The organism is Candidatus Competibacter denitrificans Run_A_D11, assembly GCF_001051235.1.
GTDB lineage: Bacteria > Pseudomonadota > Gammaproteobacteria > Competibacterales > Competibacteraceae > Competibacter_A > Competibacter_A denitrificans.
Genome location: NZ_CBTJ020000076.1, coordinates 31151 through 47168, shown reverse-complemented (window position 1 = coordinate 47168; position 16018 = coordinate 31151). Strand labels below are relative to the sequence as shown.

Annotated in this window: 12 protein-coding genes; 8 read left to right on the top strand and 4 right to left on the bottom strand. The window is 57.2% G+C overall.

All coding sequences use genetic code 11. The features are described from left to right. Window positions 1-63: 63 nt before the first annotated feature. On the bottom strand, window positions 64-489 hold the full coding sequence (dksA, locus tag BN873_RS14215; RefSeq protein WP_048674974.1) for an RNA polymerase-binding protein DksA: 426 nt from the start codon (window positions 487-489) through the stop codon (window positions 64-66). 428 nt (window positions 490-917) lie between these two features. Here dksA and BN873_RS14210 point away from each other — a divergent pair, with 428 nt between their 5' ends. The 3 genes from BN873_RS14210 to lpdA all read left to right on the top strand — a co-directional run bounded on the left by BN873_RS14210 (window position 918) and on the right by lpdA (window position 6623). Continuing rightward, entirely contained in the window at window positions 918-3743 is a 2826-nt protein-coding gene (locus BN873_RS14210; protein WP_048674971.1) for a 2-oxoglutarate dehydrogenase E1 component, read from the top strand. Between the two features lie 54 nt (window positions 3744-3797). After that, window positions 3798-5063 (top strand): 2-oxoglutarate dehydrogenase complex dihydrolipoyllysine-residue succinyltransferase, encoded by a 1266-nt coding sequence (gene odhB, locus BN873_RS14205; protein WP_048674968.1) that lies wholly within the window; start codon window positions 3798-3800, stop codon window positions 5061-5063. A 126-nt stretch (window positions 5064-5189) separates the two neighbouring features. Further along, the gene (lpdA, locus tag BN873_RS14200) at window positions 5190-6623 is read left to right on the top strand and encodes a dihydrolipoyl dehydrogenase (protein ID WP_048674965.1); all 1434 of its coding nucleotides are present in this window, start codon (window positions 5190-5192) and stop codon (window positions 6621-6623) included. On the opposite strand, the gene BN873_RS14195 is transcribed toward lpdA, so the two are convergent. Beyond that, window positions 6620-7861: a multifunctional CCA addition/repair protein gene (locus BN873_RS14195; RefSeq protein WP_048675092.1), complete on the bottom strand. Its 1242-nt coding sequence runs from the start codon at window positions 7859-7861 to the stop codon at window positions 6620-6622. The genes lpdA and BN873_RS14195 overlap by 4 nt on opposite strands. A 102-nt stretch (window positions 7862-7963) precedes the next feature. Here BN873_RS14195 and BN873_RS14190 point away from each other — a divergent pair, with 102 nt between their 5' ends. The 4 genes from BN873_RS14190 to dnaQ are packed head-to-tail and all read left to right on the top strand — an operon-like array spanning window position 7964 to window position 11923. Further along, window positions 7964-9094: an aminopeptidase gene (locus BN873_RS14190; RefSeq protein WP_071244283.1), complete on the top strand. Its 1131-nt coding sequence runs from the start codon at window positions 7964-7966 to the stop codon at window positions 9092-9094. Further along, window positions 9084-10718: an ABC transporter ATP-binding protein gene (locus BN873_RS14185; protein WP_048674963.1), complete on the top strand. Its 1635-nt coding sequence runs from the start codon at window positions 9084-9086 to the stop codon at window positions 10716-10718. Before BN873_RS14190 ends, BN873_RS14185 begins: the two co-directional genes overlap by 11 nt. A 1-nt stretch (window position 10719) precedes the next feature. Beyond that, window positions 10720-11157 (top strand): ribonuclease HI, encoded by a 438-nt coding sequence (rnhA, locus tag BN873_RS14180; RefSeq protein WP_048674960.1) that lies wholly within the window; start codon window positions 10720-10722, stop codon window positions 11155-11157. Window positions 11158-11191: 34 nt separating this feature from the next. Next, a complete protein-coding gene (gene dnaQ, locus BN873_RS14175) occupies window positions 11192-11923 on the top strand; it encodes a DNA polymerase III subunit epsilon (protein ID WP_048674956.1) in 732 nt (243 codons plus the stop codon). Here the strand turns inward: dnaQ and BN873_RS14170 are convergent. Further along, window positions 11920-12927: an NAD-dependent epimerase gene (locus BN873_RS14170; protein WP_048674952.1), complete on the bottom strand. Its 1008-nt coding sequence runs from the start codon at window positions 12925-12927 to the stop codon at window positions 11920-11922. The genes dnaQ and BN873_RS14170 overlap by 4 nt on opposite strands. Before the next feature lie 21 nt (window positions 12928-12948). Continuing rightward, window positions 12949-14226: a Vi polysaccharide biosynthesis UDP-N-acetylglucosamine C-6 dehydrogenase TviB gene (gene tviB / locus BN873_RS14165; RefSeq protein WP_048674948.1), complete on the bottom strand. Its 1278-nt coding sequence runs from the start codon at window positions 14224-14226 to the stop codon at window positions 12949-12951. 392 nt (window positions 14227-14618) lie between these two features. Between tviB and BN873_RS14160 the strand changes: the two genes are divergently transcribed. After that, complete coding sequence (locus BN873_RS14160; protein ID WP_071244279.1) at window positions 14619-16016, top strand: TIGR03013 family XrtA/PEP-CTERM system glycosyltransferase; 1398 nt, start codon at window positions 14619-14621, stop codon at window positions 16014-16016. The last annotated feature ends 2 nt before the right edge of the window (window positions 16017-16018 follow it).

Sequence of the window (16018 nt, the reverse complement as noted above, 5' to 3'; positions counted from 1 at the left end):
CAGGCGCTCAGCCAGGGTTAGGCGTGCAAATATCGGGTAGCGGGGATAGAGTGAATGTGGCGATCAGTTACCTTGTTTTTCTCGGATTTCTTCCAATGTTTTGCAATCAATGCATAGGGTGGCAGTCGGCCGGGCCAACATACGCGCCAGCCCAATTTCGATGCCACAGCCTTCGCAGTAACCGTAATCGCCGCTCTCGATCAACGCAATGGATTCATTGATTTTTTTAAGCAGTTTGCGTTCCCGGTCCCGCGTGCGTAATTCGATGCTAAATTCCTCTTCTTGGGTAGCCCGATCATTCGGGTCGGGGAAAGATCCCGATTCATCCTTCATGTGGGTGACGGTACGGCCCACATCATCTAGAAGGCTGTCTTTCCAGTCGATCAGAACCTTACGAAATTGAGCGAGCTGCGCATCGCTCATGTAGGGTTCGCTGTCACTGGGGTGGTGTCCGTGCGCTCCGTGCGCGAGGGGGTTGGTGGCAACCATAGCGATTCCCTCCTAAATGGAACAAACCAAGCGGTGGAACCAGCCGGCAATCCATCCGCTGTGCTGACATCGAACAGCAAGATGCCATCGTGAAAGAATGTACCGCAGAGCATTTACGATGGCAAAAATTTAGGCGGGAACCCGACCAACGGCTTGGACGGGTGCTGTGGGTTTATCCCTATCCGCTGCACCGCTATAATCCTTTCAATGCCTAGCTTAATGGCCTCTAGCCCTTGGCCGACGCGGCGTTTGGTCGGCTGGGGTTAGCACCTCCATGCTCCGGTGTCTGTAGAAAGCTGACCGGAGACCGAGTTTCCGCCAGATGCCCAGGGGTCCGGCTGGGAGCCAGGCCCCAATGCCGCCTTGCGTTGATCGCGCCCTAGCCATTGGGTGCGAACATCCGCCACCACCGAGGAGATCTCAATCGAATGAGTACGCTCATCGAGCAGTTTCGCCAAAGTTCGCCCCTGTTCGGCGGCAACGCCGCGTTCATAGAAGAACTCTATGAAAGCTTTCTCACCGATCCGGAATCGGTCAACGATAATTGGCGGCAGTATTTCCGGAATATGGAGGCGCAGACTCAGGGCGCCCGCGATATCGCCCACGGCCCGATTCGTGACTCGTTCGCCCGTTTGGCTTTGCAGCCTCAAGCTGGCATGGAGCGCAGCCAAGGACTCAGCCCCCAGACGGCAGAAAAGCAGGCGGCGGTCTTGCGCATCATCAACGCCTATCGGACCCGAGGCCATAAAGCGGCCGATCTCGATCCCCTGAAATTGCGCAACCGCCCGCCAGTCCCGGAGCTGGACCCTGGCTATCACGGGTTGAACGAGGCCGATATGGCGATCTCGTTCAACACCGGCTCGCTGGTGGCGCCCTCGCAATGGACGCTGCGCGACATCATGGGTCTCCTGCGCGATGTGTACATCGGCCCGATTGGTTCCGAGTACATGCACATCAACGAGACCGCCGAGAAGCGCTGGATTCAGAAACGGTTGGAAGGCCAGCGCGCTCGACTCGATCTGAGCACTGAGCAGCGCATGGAGTTGCTGCACTGGCTGGTGGCGGCCGAGGGTCTGGAGCGTTACCTGCACACCCGTTACGTGGGGCAGAAGCGGTTTTCGCTGGAAGGTGGCGAGAGCTTGATCCCGATGATGGACGAGATGATCCAGCAGGCCGGCGGCCAGGGTATTCAGGAAATCATCATCGGCATGGCCCATCGCGGCCGGTTGAATGTGCTGGTGAACATCATCGGCAAATCCCCCGCTGAGCTGTTCGACGAGTTTGAGGGTAAGCGCCGAGTCGGCAGTACCGGGGATGTGAAGTACCATCTTGGCTTCTCCTCGGACGTGCAGACCCCCGGTGGCGCTTTGCATCTGGCGCTCGCGTTCAACCCCTCGCATCTGGAGATTGCCAATCCAGTGGTCGAAGGTTCCGTGCGCGCTCGCATGGAGCGGCGGCGTGAATCCGGCGCGGAAACCCCACCGTTCAATTCGGTAATGCCGCTACTGATCCATGGCGATGCCGCCTTTGCCGGCCAAGGCGTTAACATGGAAACCTTGCAGTTTTCGCAGGTGCGCGGCTATCGCACCGGCGGCACCATCCATATCGTCATCAACAACCAGATCGGTTTCACCACCAGCAACCCGCTTGACACCCGTTCGGCGCTCTATTGCACCGACGTGGCCAAGATGGTGCAAGCCCCGATTTTTCACGTCAACGGCGATGATCCCGAAGCGGTACTGTTCGTCACCCGCCTGGCAGTGGAATATCGGATGACCTTCAATAAGGATGTGGTCATCGACATGATTTGCTACCGGCGCCTCGGTCATAACGAAGCCGACGAGCCGGCGGCGACACAACCCATGATGTATCGCAAGATCCGGGCGCGTAAAACTACGGCGGTGCTGTACGCTGAAAAGCTTACGAGCGAAGGCTTGCTGACCGAGGCCGATTTCCGGGAAATGCAGGAAAAATACCGGGCGGATCTGGATGCCGGGCGGCAGGTCTCGCGCCCCACGCTACCCCATGTCAAGGGACCTTATTCCATCGACTGGTCCCCATTCGGGGTGGAGGACTGGAGTCAACCAGTCATCACCGCCATTTCGGTGGAAACCATCCGCGACCTGTCCGAGCGGTTACTCAAATTGCCGGAAGGTTTTGAAATGCATCCGCGCGTTGCCAAGCTGATGGACGACCGGCGCAAGATGGCGGCCGGCGCGTTGCCCCTGGATTGGGGTTTTTCCGAAAACCTGGCTTACGCCAGCTTGCTGCAAGAAGGCTATCAGGTCCGCATTTCCGGCCAGGATTGCGGGCGTGGTACCTTCTTCCATCGGCATGCGGTGCTGCACAATCAAAAAGATGGCACCAGTTACGTGCCGTTGATGAATCTCTACCCCAGCCAGCCGAACTTCATTGTTATCGATTCGATCCTGTCCGAGGAAGCGGTACTGGCTTTCGAGTACGGCTATGCGACGGCCGAGTCGAATGGTCTGATTATCTGGGAAGCTCAATTTGGCGATTTCGCCAACGGCGCACAGGTGGTCATCGACCAGTTTATTTCCTCCGGTCAGACCAAGTGGGGGCGGATGTGCGGCTTGGTGATGCTCTTGCCGCACGGCTTTGAAGGGCAAGGGCCGGAGCACTCCTCAGCGCGGTTGGAGCGCTATCTTCAGCTATGCGCCGAGCAAAACATGCAGGTGGTGGTGCCGTCCACTCCGGCGCAATGCTTCCACATGCTGCGCCGGCAGATGCGCCGCGCTTTCCGTAAACCCTTGATCGTAATGAGTCCGAAGAGCCTGTTACGGCACCGGCTGGCGGTGAACAGCCTGGAAGATCTGACCGAAGGCCACTTTCAGGAGGTGATTCCTGAGATCGATCCGCATGATCCGGCCCAGATCACCCGGCTGGTCGCGTGCGGCGGCAAAGTATTCTACGATTTGCTGGAAGCCCGCCGCGAGCGCAAGCTGGCACATGTCGCCATCATCCGCATCGAACAGCTTTATCCATTTCCCCAAGCGCTTTACAGCGCCCAGGTGAATCGCTACCCCAACCTCACCGATCTGGTCTGGTGCCAGGAAGAGCCGCAAAATCAGGGGGCTTGGTTCGAATCGCTCCACCATCTGGATCGAGAGTTGCCGCCGCAGCTTAAGATCCGCTATGCCGGCCGCCCCCATTCCGCTTCACCGGCAGTCGGTTATCACAGCGTCCATGTCGAACAGCAACAAAAGCTGGTTAACGATGCCCTGGGCGAGTAGGCATTCCGCCGCCCAGATGCAACCCATCGCCCAGAAACCGAGGGAACAAAGACAATGACCATCGAAGTGAAAGTCCCTTCCTTGCCCGAATCCGTCACCGACGGCACGCTCGTCAACTGGAAGAAAAAACCGGGAGATACGGTCAAGCGGGGCGAAAACCTGGTGGATTTAGAGACCGATAAAGTCGTGCTCGATATCCCGGCGCCGGCTGATGGGGTGCTCAGCCAAATCGTGCGACAAGAAGGGGAAGTCGTTACCACCGGTGAGGTGATCGGCACGCTGGAGGAAAGCGCAGGTTCTGAGGCGATGCCGCCGGCCACGCCCCCCGTGGCAGCGGCGAGCACGCCGTCACCCACTGCGCCTGCGACCGAAGTCGATCTGGAGGGGCTAAGTCCGGCAGTCCGTCGGCTTGCGGCCGAGCATGGCCTGGATATGTCGAAGGTGCCTGGCAGCGGGCGCGGCGGGCGTGTGACCAAGGCCGATGTGCTGGCGTTTCTCGAAGGGCGCCAACAAGCCAAGCCGGTGTCGGCGCCGATCCCGGTGATGGCTGCATCAGCAGCGCCCAGGCCGGCTCCGGTCGTGGCGCCCGCCGGTGCCCCGCTGCCGCCCGATAGTCTCGGCCGGTTGGAGCAGCGGGTGCCGATGACGCGGCTGCGCGCCCGCATCGCCGAGCGGCTGTTGATGGCCAAAAACAGCACGGCCATGTTGACGACGTTCAATGAAATCAACATGAAGCCGGTCATGGATCTGCGCAATCGCTATAAGGACGACTTCGAGAAGAAACACGGGGTGCGACTTGGCTTCATGGGCTTTTTCGTCAAGGCGGTGGTCGAGGCGCTCAAGCGCTATCCGGCGGTGAATGGCTCCATCGACGGTAATGACATCATCTATCACGGTTACTATGACATCGGCATTGCGGTCTCCTCACCACGCGGGCTGGTGGTGCCGATTCTGCGCGATGTGGATCGGATGAGCCTGGCTGATATTGAAAAGGCCATCGGTGAGTTTGGCCAGAAAGCCAAAGATGGCACATTGACGGTCGAGGAAATGACCGGCGGCACGTTCACGATCACCAACGGTGGGGTATTCGGTTCGCTGATGTCAACCCCGATCCTCAATCCTCCGCAAAGCGGTATTTTGGGGATGCACGCGACCAAAGACCGCCCGGTCGCGGAAAACGGTCAGGTCGTGATTCGGCCGATGATGTATGTGGCGCACTCCTATGATCATCGCATCATTGATGGCCGCGAAGCGGTGACCTTCCTGGTGACGGTCAAGGAATGCATCGAAGACCCGGCACGGCTTATTTTGAATGTCTGAGCGGGTTGGCTTGGCGCTGCGGGATTTGGCAACGCCGCCGGCTCAATCCGTTGAGACTCTCTTTTGCTGACCGCCCCATTCCCTGCGGGGAATTGGGGTCTAGGCATGGTATTTAAAGGTACAAGAATGGCTAAGACTTACGACGTGGTTGTCATTGGTGGTGGCCCCGCCGGGTATGTGGCGGCAATCCGCTGCGCCCAACTCGGTTTAGAAACCGCCTGCGTGGAACAATGGATCAATTTTAAGGGGAATCCGGCTCTTGGCGGCACTTGCCTCAACGTCGGCTGTATTCCGTCCAAGACGCTGCTCGAATCTTCCGAGCAATACCATCGCTTGCGGCACGGCCTTGATCGGCACGGCATTCAGGTCGATGGCATCCGCCTTGATCTCGATAAGATGATGGCACGCAAAGAAGAAATCGTCCTGCAGTTGACCGACGGGATCAGTGCCTTGTTCAAGGCCAATGGCGTCGAGTGGTTGCAGGGCCATGGCAGGCTTTTGGTTGATCGCCAAGTTGAGATCACAGCCCGCGATGGCACCACCGAGGTAGTTAACGCCGACCATGTGATCATTGCCACCGGTTCCAAACCGATTCATATCGGGGCGGCTGTGGTGGATAACGCCGAAGGGGTGATTGTCGATTCGACCGGTGCGCTGGATTTCCGTACCGTGCCAAAGACCTTGGGGGTGATCGGCGCTGGCGTGATTGGCTTAGAGCTGGGCAGCGTGTGGAGCCGTCTCGGCGCCAAGGTAGTGATGTTGGAAGCGGTCGAGGATTTTCTGGCTCTGGCCGATCAGCAGATCGCGCGCGAGGCGCTCCGCCAGTTCAAGAAGCAGGGCTTGGATATCTACCTCGGCACGCGGGTGATGGGAACGGAGAAAACCGAGGCCGGGGTCAAGGTGCAGTTTCGGGATAAGACCGGCGACCATGAACTCGTCGTGGAAAAGCTCTTGGTGTCGGTAGGACGCTTGCCCAACACGGCTAATCTTGCAGCCCCTGAAGCCGGGCTGCTCCTTGACGAACGCGGCAATATCCACGTCAACGATCTGTGTGAGACCAATTTGCCGGGTGTATACGCGATTGGCGACGTGGTACGTGGGCCGATGCTGGCGCACAAGGGTTCGGAGGAGGGCATCATGGTGGCCGAAAACATCGCCGGCCAACACGGGCATCTCAACTACGATTCCATTCCCTGGGTGATTTACACCAGCCCCGAAATTGCTTGGGCCGGTAAAACGGAGCAGGCGCTTAAAGCGGAAGGGGTGCCTTACAAAATCGGTACGTTCCCCTTTAGCGCTAACGGGCGCGCCAAGGCAATGGAAGCCGCCAGCGGTATGGTCAAGATGCTGGCTCACGCCGAGACCGATACCCTGCTGGGTTGCCATATCATCGGGCCGTTTGCTTCCGAGCTGGTCCAGGAAGCCGTCTTGGCGATGGATTTTCGGGCCAGCAGCGAGGATTTAGCTCGCACCATCCACGGACACCCCAGCCTGTATGAGGCGATCCACGAGGCGGCTTTGTCGGTTCACGGGCGTGCGTTGCACAAGATCAATACCTAAGCAGTGACGCTACCCTCGAAGACTCGCTTGGCTTCGGTGATGGCCACTAGCCGTTGCTCTTGCAGCACGGCCGCCAGCGCCAGGCCGGTCAGGCCGCGTGCCGCCAGAGGACGGGCGCTGACGGCCGTCGCCGCGCGTTGCACGCACGCCAGCAACGTCGCCTGGGGATAAGCGCGCTCTGTCAGACCGAGCCGACCACGCGCATCGGCCTCGCAGGCCAGCAGGAAATGAGCGAAGCGTTGCGGTTTGCGGAAGGCGTCCATGGCTTGCAAAATCTTGAGCAGGGTCTTGGGGCGCAGTTCTAGCGCGCGATGGCAGTGCGTGTGATAGCGGGCAGTCAGTACACCCAATTCCCGAAACATGTTGGGAACCCGCAACCGGTGACACAGGCCGCGTACCAAATCGGCGCCGCGCTGTTCGTGGCCGATGTGCCGTGGCCATTCCTCCGGTGGTGTGGTGCCCTTACCGAGATCATGCACCAACACCGCGAAGCGAGTCACGACATCCGCTTGCGAACGAACCGCTTGCGCCAAGGCCATCAGCGTATGGACACCGGTGTCGATTTCGGGATGGTGCGCGGCCGGTTGCGGTACGCCGAACAGGCGGTTGATTTCTGGAAAGATCACCGCTAGCGCTCCGCACGCGCGCAAGGTTTCGAAAAACAGCTCCGGTCGGGGTTCACTGAGGGCGCGCACGGTTTCGGCCCAAACCCGCTCCGGTACCAGGGTATCGACCTCACCGTCAGCGACCATGGCACGCATCAGCGCCATCGTTTCGGGGGCTACCTGGAAGCCGAGTTCGGCGTAGCGGGCAGTGAAACGGGCCAGTCGCAAAATGCGTACCGGGTCTTCGGCAAAAGCTGGTGAGACATGCCGTAGCCGGCGTGCTTCCAGGTCGCGGCGCCCTTGGTAAGGGTCGATCAGGCGACCGGTGGTGTCGCGGGCGATGGCGTTGATCGTGAGATCGCGGCGGCGCAGATCCTCTTCGAGCGTGACCTCGGCCCCGGCTTGGATATCGAAACCGTAATAGCCTGGCGCCGTTTTGCGTTCGGTGCGGGCGAGTGCGTATTCCTCACGAGTTTGCGGGTGTAGGAAGACTGGGAAATCCTTGCCAACCGGCTGAAAGCCGCGCGCCAGCAAATCGTCGGGAGTCGCGCCGATGACAACCCAGTCGCGTTCCTTGACCGGCAGGCCGAGCAGCTCGTCGCGCACCGCGCCGCCGACCAGATAAATTTCCAATGGATTCGGGGTCATCGTTTCATGGCTATGGGTTGGTTTCGTGATGGGCTGATTTTAGGCGGAAGATGCCGCCGGTTGATAAACCTTAGACGTTTTTAGACGATGTGGCGTGCTTTTGGTCTGTTGTTATTTGGCGTTGTTGGTGGGTTGGCGCTGGTCGGTTGCGCCGACTTGAGCTATTACCGGCAAGCGGTAGCGGGACAACTGGCGTTGTTGCACGCGGCGCGGCCAGTCGTTGACGTGCTGGCTGATCCGGCGACGCCACCGGCATTGCAGCAGCGGCTACAACAAACACAAGCGTTACGGGCCTTTGCCAGCACCGATCTGGCATTGCCCGACAATGGCAGCTATCGGCATTATGCCGATCTGGGACGACCTTATGCGGTTCAGAATGTATTCGCCGCACCTGCGCTTTCCCTGGAACCGCGCCAGTGGTGTTATTTGACGGTCGGCTGTTTGAGCTACCGAGGCTATTTCGATGCTGAAGCCGCCCGCGAGTTGGCTACCCATCTGCGCGTTGCCGGTGATGATGTGTACGTCGCTGAGATACCGGCCTATTCGACGCTGGGGTGGCTTGATGATCCTTTGCTGAACACCTTTACCTTGTGGCCGGTGGGACGGTTGGCGGAGTTGATGTTCCATGAGTTGGCTCATCAGCGGCTTTATATCGCCGACGACACGGGTTTCAATGAAGCCTTTGCGACCGCTGTCGGCCGTTTGGGGGCGGAACGGTGGCTGAAGCAGCACGGCACCGCGCGCGAACGGGCCGAATACCAGGCTGATTGTCAGCGGCGCGGTGACTTTTTGGCGCTGACAGGAGCCGCTCGTGAGCGTTTACAGGTCGTATATGCGTCGTCTCGGACGGATACGATGAAGCAGGTGGAAAAAAAGACCATCTTGACGAATTTGCGTGAGGATTATCAGCGATTGAAGCAGCACTGGAACGGTTATGCCGGCTATGATCGCTGGTTCGCGCACGATCTCAATAACGCCAAGTTGGCCGGTAACAGCACCTATTATCGTTGGGTGCCGGCTTTTTTTGCCTTGTATCAACAGCAAAATCAGGACTTTCCGGCATTTTATCGAGCCGTCGAGGCTTTGGGTCAGTTGTCAGCCGTGGAGCGGGCTGCGCGCTTGGGGGCTTTGTCCGTGTCTACGGCACATCGTGTCTTGAAAACTGAGCAAGCGGAAGAAGAGGTAGCTGTTATTGACAGGAGACATTATGCCCATTGAAGCCCCTACAACTGTCCCGCTGCTGGAAATCAGCGACTTGGCGGTTTCCTTTGGAGCGCACTCGGCGGTTAAGCAGGTTTCGTTTCGCTTAAATCGCGGCGAGACACTGGCGCTGGTTGGGGAAAGCGGCTCCGGCAAGTCGGTGTCGGCATTATCGATCATGCAGCTATTGCCGTATCCGCACGCCCATCATCCCGCCGGTAGTATCCGCCTGCGCGGCCAGGAAATAATCGGCGCTGCGCCAGAGACCATGCGGCAAATTCGTGGTGATCAGATCGCCATGGTATTTCAGGAACCGATGACCTCGCTCAATCCGCTGCATTCCATTGAGCAGCAGATCGGGGAGACCCTGGAATTGCATAAAGGCTTGCGCGGTGCGGCACTGCGCGCCCGGATTTTGGAATTATTGGCGCTGGTGGGCTTGCCTGATGCTGGCCAGCGCCTGAATGCCTTGCCGCATGAGCTATCCGGTGGCCAGCGGCAGCGGGTGATGATCGCAATGGCCCTGGCCAACGACCCCGATATCTTGATTGCTGATGAACCAACCACCGCCCTGGACGTAACGATCCAGGCGCAAATTCTAAAGCTCCTTGAAGAACTGCAAGCCAAGCTAGGCATGGCGATCCTGTTCATCACGCATGATCTCGGTATCGTGCGCAGGATCGCGGATCGCGTTTGTGTGTTGCGGGCGGGCGAAGTGGTGGAAACGGGATCTGTCGCTGAGATTTTTGCCAATCCTCGCCACCCTTACACCCGTCAATTGTTGGCCGCTGAGCCGAAAGGCGAACCCCCACCGGTTGCGGCCAATGCGCCGGAAATCATGGCTGGCGAGGCTTTGAAAGTCTGGTTTCCATTAAAACGCAGCCTGTTCGGGCGCGTGACAGACTACGTGAAGGCGGTCGATGGTGTTGATGTCAGCCTGCGGGAAGGGCAAACACTCGGCGTGGTGGGGGAGAGCGGGTCCGGCAAGACCACGCTGGGCTTGGCGCTCCTGCGCCTGCTGGCCAGTCAAGGCGTGATCCGCTTTGAGGGGCAGCGCATCGACGGTTTACCGGCCACGACCTTGCGGCCACTGCGTAAGGGGATGCAAATCGTGTTTCAAGACCCATTCGGTTCGCTTAGCCCCCGCTTATCGGTCGGTGAAATCGTCGAGGAAGGCTTACTGGTGCACGGTCTGGCCGGGGATCGTACAACCCGACGTATTCGCATCGGCCAAGCCTTGACCGAGGTTGGCCTGGACCCGGCTACCCAAGACCGTTATCCTCACGAGTTTTCCGGTGGTCAGCGTCAGCGCATCGCTATCGCCCGTGCCCTGGCGCTCCAACCGCGCTTGCTGGTGCTGGATGAGCCGACCAGCGCGCTGGATGTGTCAGTGCAGGCGCAAATCGTCGATCTGCTGCGCGATTTACAAAGCCGCTATCGGCTGGCTTATCTGTTCATCAGTCACGATTTGCGGGTGGTAAAAGCGTTGGCCAACCATCTTTTGGTGATGAAAAATGGTCGGGTGGTCGAAGCGGGTCCTGCCCAAGCGCTGTTCGCAGCGCCACAGCATCCGTATACTCAAGCGTTGTTGGCCGCCGCCTTGAATCTGGAAACGCTCAGCGATGGCGAGGTCGCCATCTGACATGACCGACGCCGAAGGTTGGGTGCTGTTATTCACCGACGGTGCCTGTTCCGGCAATCCCGGTCCCGGAGGTTGGGGTGCCTTGCTGCGTTATCGGGATCAGGAAAAAGAATTGTCCGGCGGTGAACCGGAGACGACCAATAACCGCATGGAACTATTGGCTGTGATCCATGGCTTGGAAGCGTTGAAGCGGCCGGTTCGAGTGCGGATCGTAACCGATAGCCAGTATGTGATGAAGGGAATGACGGAATGGCTTGTCGGGTGGAAGCAGCGGGGTTGGCGAACCGCCGGCCGCCAACCGGTCAAAAACATCGATCTTTGGCAGCGCTTGGAAGCGGCGCTGACGCCTCACGAAATCGAATGGGAATGGGTGCGCGGCCACAGCGGTCACCCCGACAACGAACGGGTGGATCAGCTCGCGCGCGCGGCGATCCGCTAAACTGATCCAATGATGTCTTGCAAGGTAAGCCAACATGTCCGCACGCCAGATCGTCCTTGATACCGAAACCACCGGCCTTGATCCGGCACAAGGACACCGGCTCATTGAGATCGGTTGTGTCGAACTGGTCAATCGCCGGCTTACCGAACGACGATTTCATACGTATTTACAGCCAGATCGGCGGATTGATGCCGAAGCGATTCGAGTCCACGGCATCACCAACGAACGCCTGGCCCGCGAGCCACGCTTTGCCGAGATCGCCGAGCAATTTCTTGATTTCGTGCGCGGTGCCGAATTGATCATCCACAACGCCCCCTTCGATTTGGGATTCCTCAACCACGAGCTGCGGTTGTGCGGGCGCGCCGAAATCGTCATTGAACAGATGTGTGCGGTTGAAGATACCCTACTACTCGCTCGCCAGCGCCATCCCGGCCAGCGCAATAGCCTGGATGCGCTATGCAAGCGTTATAACATCGACAACGCACAGCGGATCTTGCACGGTGCTTTGCTGGATGCGGAAATTCTCGCCGATGTTTATTTGGCGATGACCCGCCAGCAAAGCTCCATGTTCGAGCGCGAGCACGGCGACGCACGGGCGCTAGGCCAAGGCGGTGAGGTTCGGGAAACACGAGTGGCCTGCAACCGCCCAGCGCTTTTGGTGTTACGAGCCGGCGCTGAGGAAGCCGAAGCCCATACCCGCTATTTGGATTTTTTAGATCAAAGCAGCGGCGGGCACTGTGTTTGGAAACAGGTGGAGGCGCCCTAAACCCGATAATGATCCCGATACCACGCCACAAACCGTGCTACCCCTTCTTCGATGGGCGTATCGGGCCGGTAGCCGACATGGCGGATCAACGCATCGACATCCGCATAGGTATCCGGCACATCGCCGGGCTGCATCGGTAACAGATTCTTGATCGCTTTACGGCCGAGGCATTGTTCCAGCACATCAATATAACGCATCAATTCGATGGGCCGATGGCTGCCAATGTTGTACAGCCGGTAAGGCGCGCGACTGGTGGCAGAGTCCGGTGTATCGCTTGACCAGTCTGGATTCGGTTCGGCCACATGATCGAGTACGCGAAGGATCCCTTCGACGATATCATCAATATAGGTGAAGTCTCGGCGGTGATGGCCGTAGTTGAACACGTCAATCGGTTCACCCGCCAGAATGTTGCGGGTGAACAGGAACAGCGCCATATCCGGCCGACCCCACGGGCCGTAGACGGTGAAGAAGCGCAAGCCGGTCGTCGGCAGACCATATAAATGGCTGTAGGTGTGCGCCATCAACTCGTTAGCCTTTTTAGTGGCGGCGTAGAGGCTCACCGGATGATCGACATTATCATGCACCGAAAATGGCATTTTGGTGTTGGCCCCATACACTGAGCTGGACGAGGCATAGACCAGGTGCTCGACGCCGTAATGGCGACACGCTTCCAGGATGTTGATGAAGCCAACCAGATTGGAGTCGATGTAGGCGCGTGGATTCTGAATAGAGTAACGAACCCCAGCTTGCGCCGCTAAATTTACCACCCGCTCGGGGCGATGTTTCACGAAAGTCTCGGTGAGGGCGGAGGTATCTTCAAGGCTGGCGCGGATATCGGTGAAACCGCGATGCGGTCGCAGGCGTTCCAGCCGGGCTTTTTTTAGATTGACATCGTAATAATCGTTCAAATTATCAAGGCCGACGACGTTATCCCCTCGCTCCAGCAAGCGCAGCGCCAGCGCTGAGCCGATAAATCCCGCGCTGCCTGTCACTAAGACTTTCATGGAATCTCCTTGATCCTGATTTTACAGCCGACCATCGACCGCCGTGGCCGGCAGGATATATTTTACGTCGAATAACACCGAGTTGGGTTTGCCCAGTTGGCGGATACGCTCAATGCCCATCTCACGAAATTGCCGGTGGGCGACCGCTAGAATGATCGCATCATAATGGCCGGGTAACGGGTCTTGTACCGGCTCAATGTCATACTCATGCTTGGCTTCGGCAGAGTCCACCCATGGATCGTAGACATCAACACAAGCGTTGTAATCGCGAAATTCACGAACGATATCGACCACCCGCGTGTTGCGTAAATCAGGGCAATTCTCCTTGAACGTCAGCCCAAGGACCAAAATATTGGCATCCATCACGGCGATCCGCCGCTGGTTCATTAGCTTCACTACCCGCTGAACCACGTAGGCGCCCATACCATCGTTGATCCGTCGGCCGGCTAGAATCATTTCCGGGTGATAGCCGATTTCCTGAGCTTTATGCGTTAAATAATACGGATCAACCCCGATACAGTGGCCGCCGACCAAGCCGGGCCGGAACGGTAAAAAATTCCATTTGGAGCCAGCCGCCAGCAGCACTTCTTCAGTGTCGATGCCCAGCCGGTCGAATAGCAAGGCCAATTCATTGATCAGCGCGATATTGACATCGCGTTGGGTGTTTTCGATCACCTTGGCCGCTTCCGCCACCTTGATGCTGGACGCTTTATGGGTGCCGGCGGCGATGACGCGCTGGTAGAGCTGATCGACGAAATCAGCAATTTCCGGGGTGGAGCCGGAAGTCACTTTGCGGATGGTGGTGACCCGGTGTTCCTTGTCACCAGGGTTAATTCGCTCTGGACTATAACCGGCAAAAAAATCTCGATTGAATTTGAGGCCCGATTCTCGCTCTAAGATCGGCACACAGACTTCTTCGGTGGCGCCAGGGTAGACCGTGGATTCGTAGATGGCTACGTCGCCTGTCTTGAGCAAGCGACCCACGGTCGTGCTAGCACCGATTAACGGGCGGAAATCAGGCCGTCTGTAATCATCGACCGGGGTAGGGACGGTGATGATGTAGACATTGCAAGTGGCTAATTCATCAGGCCGGCTGGTGTAATGTAACTGGCCGGCTTGACGTAGTTCCTCTGCCGTAACTTCCAGCGTGCTGTCGGTTCCGGCGAGAAGCTCCTGAATGCGATTTTCGTTGATATCAAGACCGACTGTAGGAAAATGCTTGCCGAATTCGACGGCGAGGGGAAGTCCTACATAGCCGAGACCGACAATGCCGATGTGAGCGTTGGCAAGATTAACCATTGGTTGAGCGGCTCCGCGCGATAAGCCTAAGATAGCGTTGATGGAGAGGGTATTGTAAAGCCGTATGGTACATTGAATTTCCGTCTGGTGGCAGACTGGGCTTATTGTGTAGTGTAAATTATTAAGGCTATTAAGGTATTAACTTGAAGGTAGATAGGATAAAGGCTGGAGGGTAACATTATGAAATATATTTTATCGAGGGATAATGGCTTATAAGCAGATGAATTGATTTGCGGAAATGGTCTCGTTGTTATTGAAAATAGCGATTGATCAGAATGGCTTTTGAGCTTGAGTAGAGGGTGATGAGTTATTCAGCGAAGCAAGCCTCTATTTATAGAGGTCATTAATCACTTTTCCAAATTCAACTAAACACGGCTCGGAAATCCGCTGATATGTTGCATGTGTTAAGGCACTATATTACGCGCTCGCTATTAACGCTATTAATAGCTGAGTCTTTGCATTTGTTTTGGTCGATTTATTGGGGCCAAGCCTTATATGGAGTGCCGAATGCTGCGGAATCCTGGCCTTCCATTAGGGAAATAGCACCCAGTGCAACCGTATTGATGGTCGTGATGTGCTTGATCATGACCGCCATGGGTTTGTACGAGCGTAATTTCTGGAATGGCAAGAGCGATATGTTGTTGCGGGTCGCCGTCAGCTTTATGCTGGGGCTATTTTTGGTGATGGCGATCTATTATCTCGTTCTGGATTTGTATTTACCCCGTGGCGCATTCAGCTTGGCGATTGGGATCGCCTTTGTGGGCGTAGTGATATTGCGGCTGATTTTCTTTCGAGTTTCGGATAACGCTAATCTGAAGCGGCGCTTACTGGTCTTGGGAGTGGGTCAGCAAGCTGCTCGGCTCGAAGAATTGCAGCAGGTTAAAACCAGCGGATTTTCCGTTTTAGGCTATATCCAGGTCCACGAAGATGAAGTACTAAACATAGAAGCCGAGCGGATGCTCCAAGTGACAACCAATCTCAGTGATCTGGCAGAGGAGTTGGTGATTGATGAGATCGTGGTAGCCATGGATGACCGGCGCAAAGGTTTTCCCATGAGCGAAGTGTTGCAGTGCAAACTCGACGGTATTCGGATCAGCAATTTTCTGGCTTTTTTTGAGAGGCACTCGGGAAAAATTCAGCTTGATGCTTTGCGGCCGAGCAATCTGATTTTTGCCGATGGTTTCCAACTGGCTATGCTGAATGCAGTGATCAAGCGGTTCTTCGATCTGGCCACCAGCTCAATTTTGCTGCTGTTGGCATCGCCGATCATGCTGCTGACGGTACTGGCGATCTGGTTGGAGTCTGGGGGTCGTGGGCCGATTCTCTACTGGCAGACTCGGGTCGGTTTTAACGGAGAGCCTTTCGAAGTTGTCAAGTTTCGCAGTATGCGGGTCGATGCAGAAAAGGGCGGTAAAGCGGTGTGGGCTGTCAAGGGTGATCCACGCGTCACGCGGGTAGGCGCTGTAATCCGGGATACCCGAATCGACGAATTACCACAGTTGTACAATGTACTGCGTGGCGATATGAGCTTTGTCGGTCCCCGACCCGAGCGCCCGCAGTTTGTGGCGGATTTGGCCAAGAAAATCCCTTTTTATACCATGCGCCATATGGTCAAGCCGGGGATCACTGGCTGGGCGCAGATCTGTTTTCCTTACGGCGCCTCGGAAGAAGATGCCCGTGAAAAGCTAGAGTACGATCTCTATTACATCAAGAACTACAGCCTGTTTTTCGATTCGGTGATTATGCTGCAAACAGTGCATACCGTCTTTTGGGGCAAGGGCGCCCACTAGAA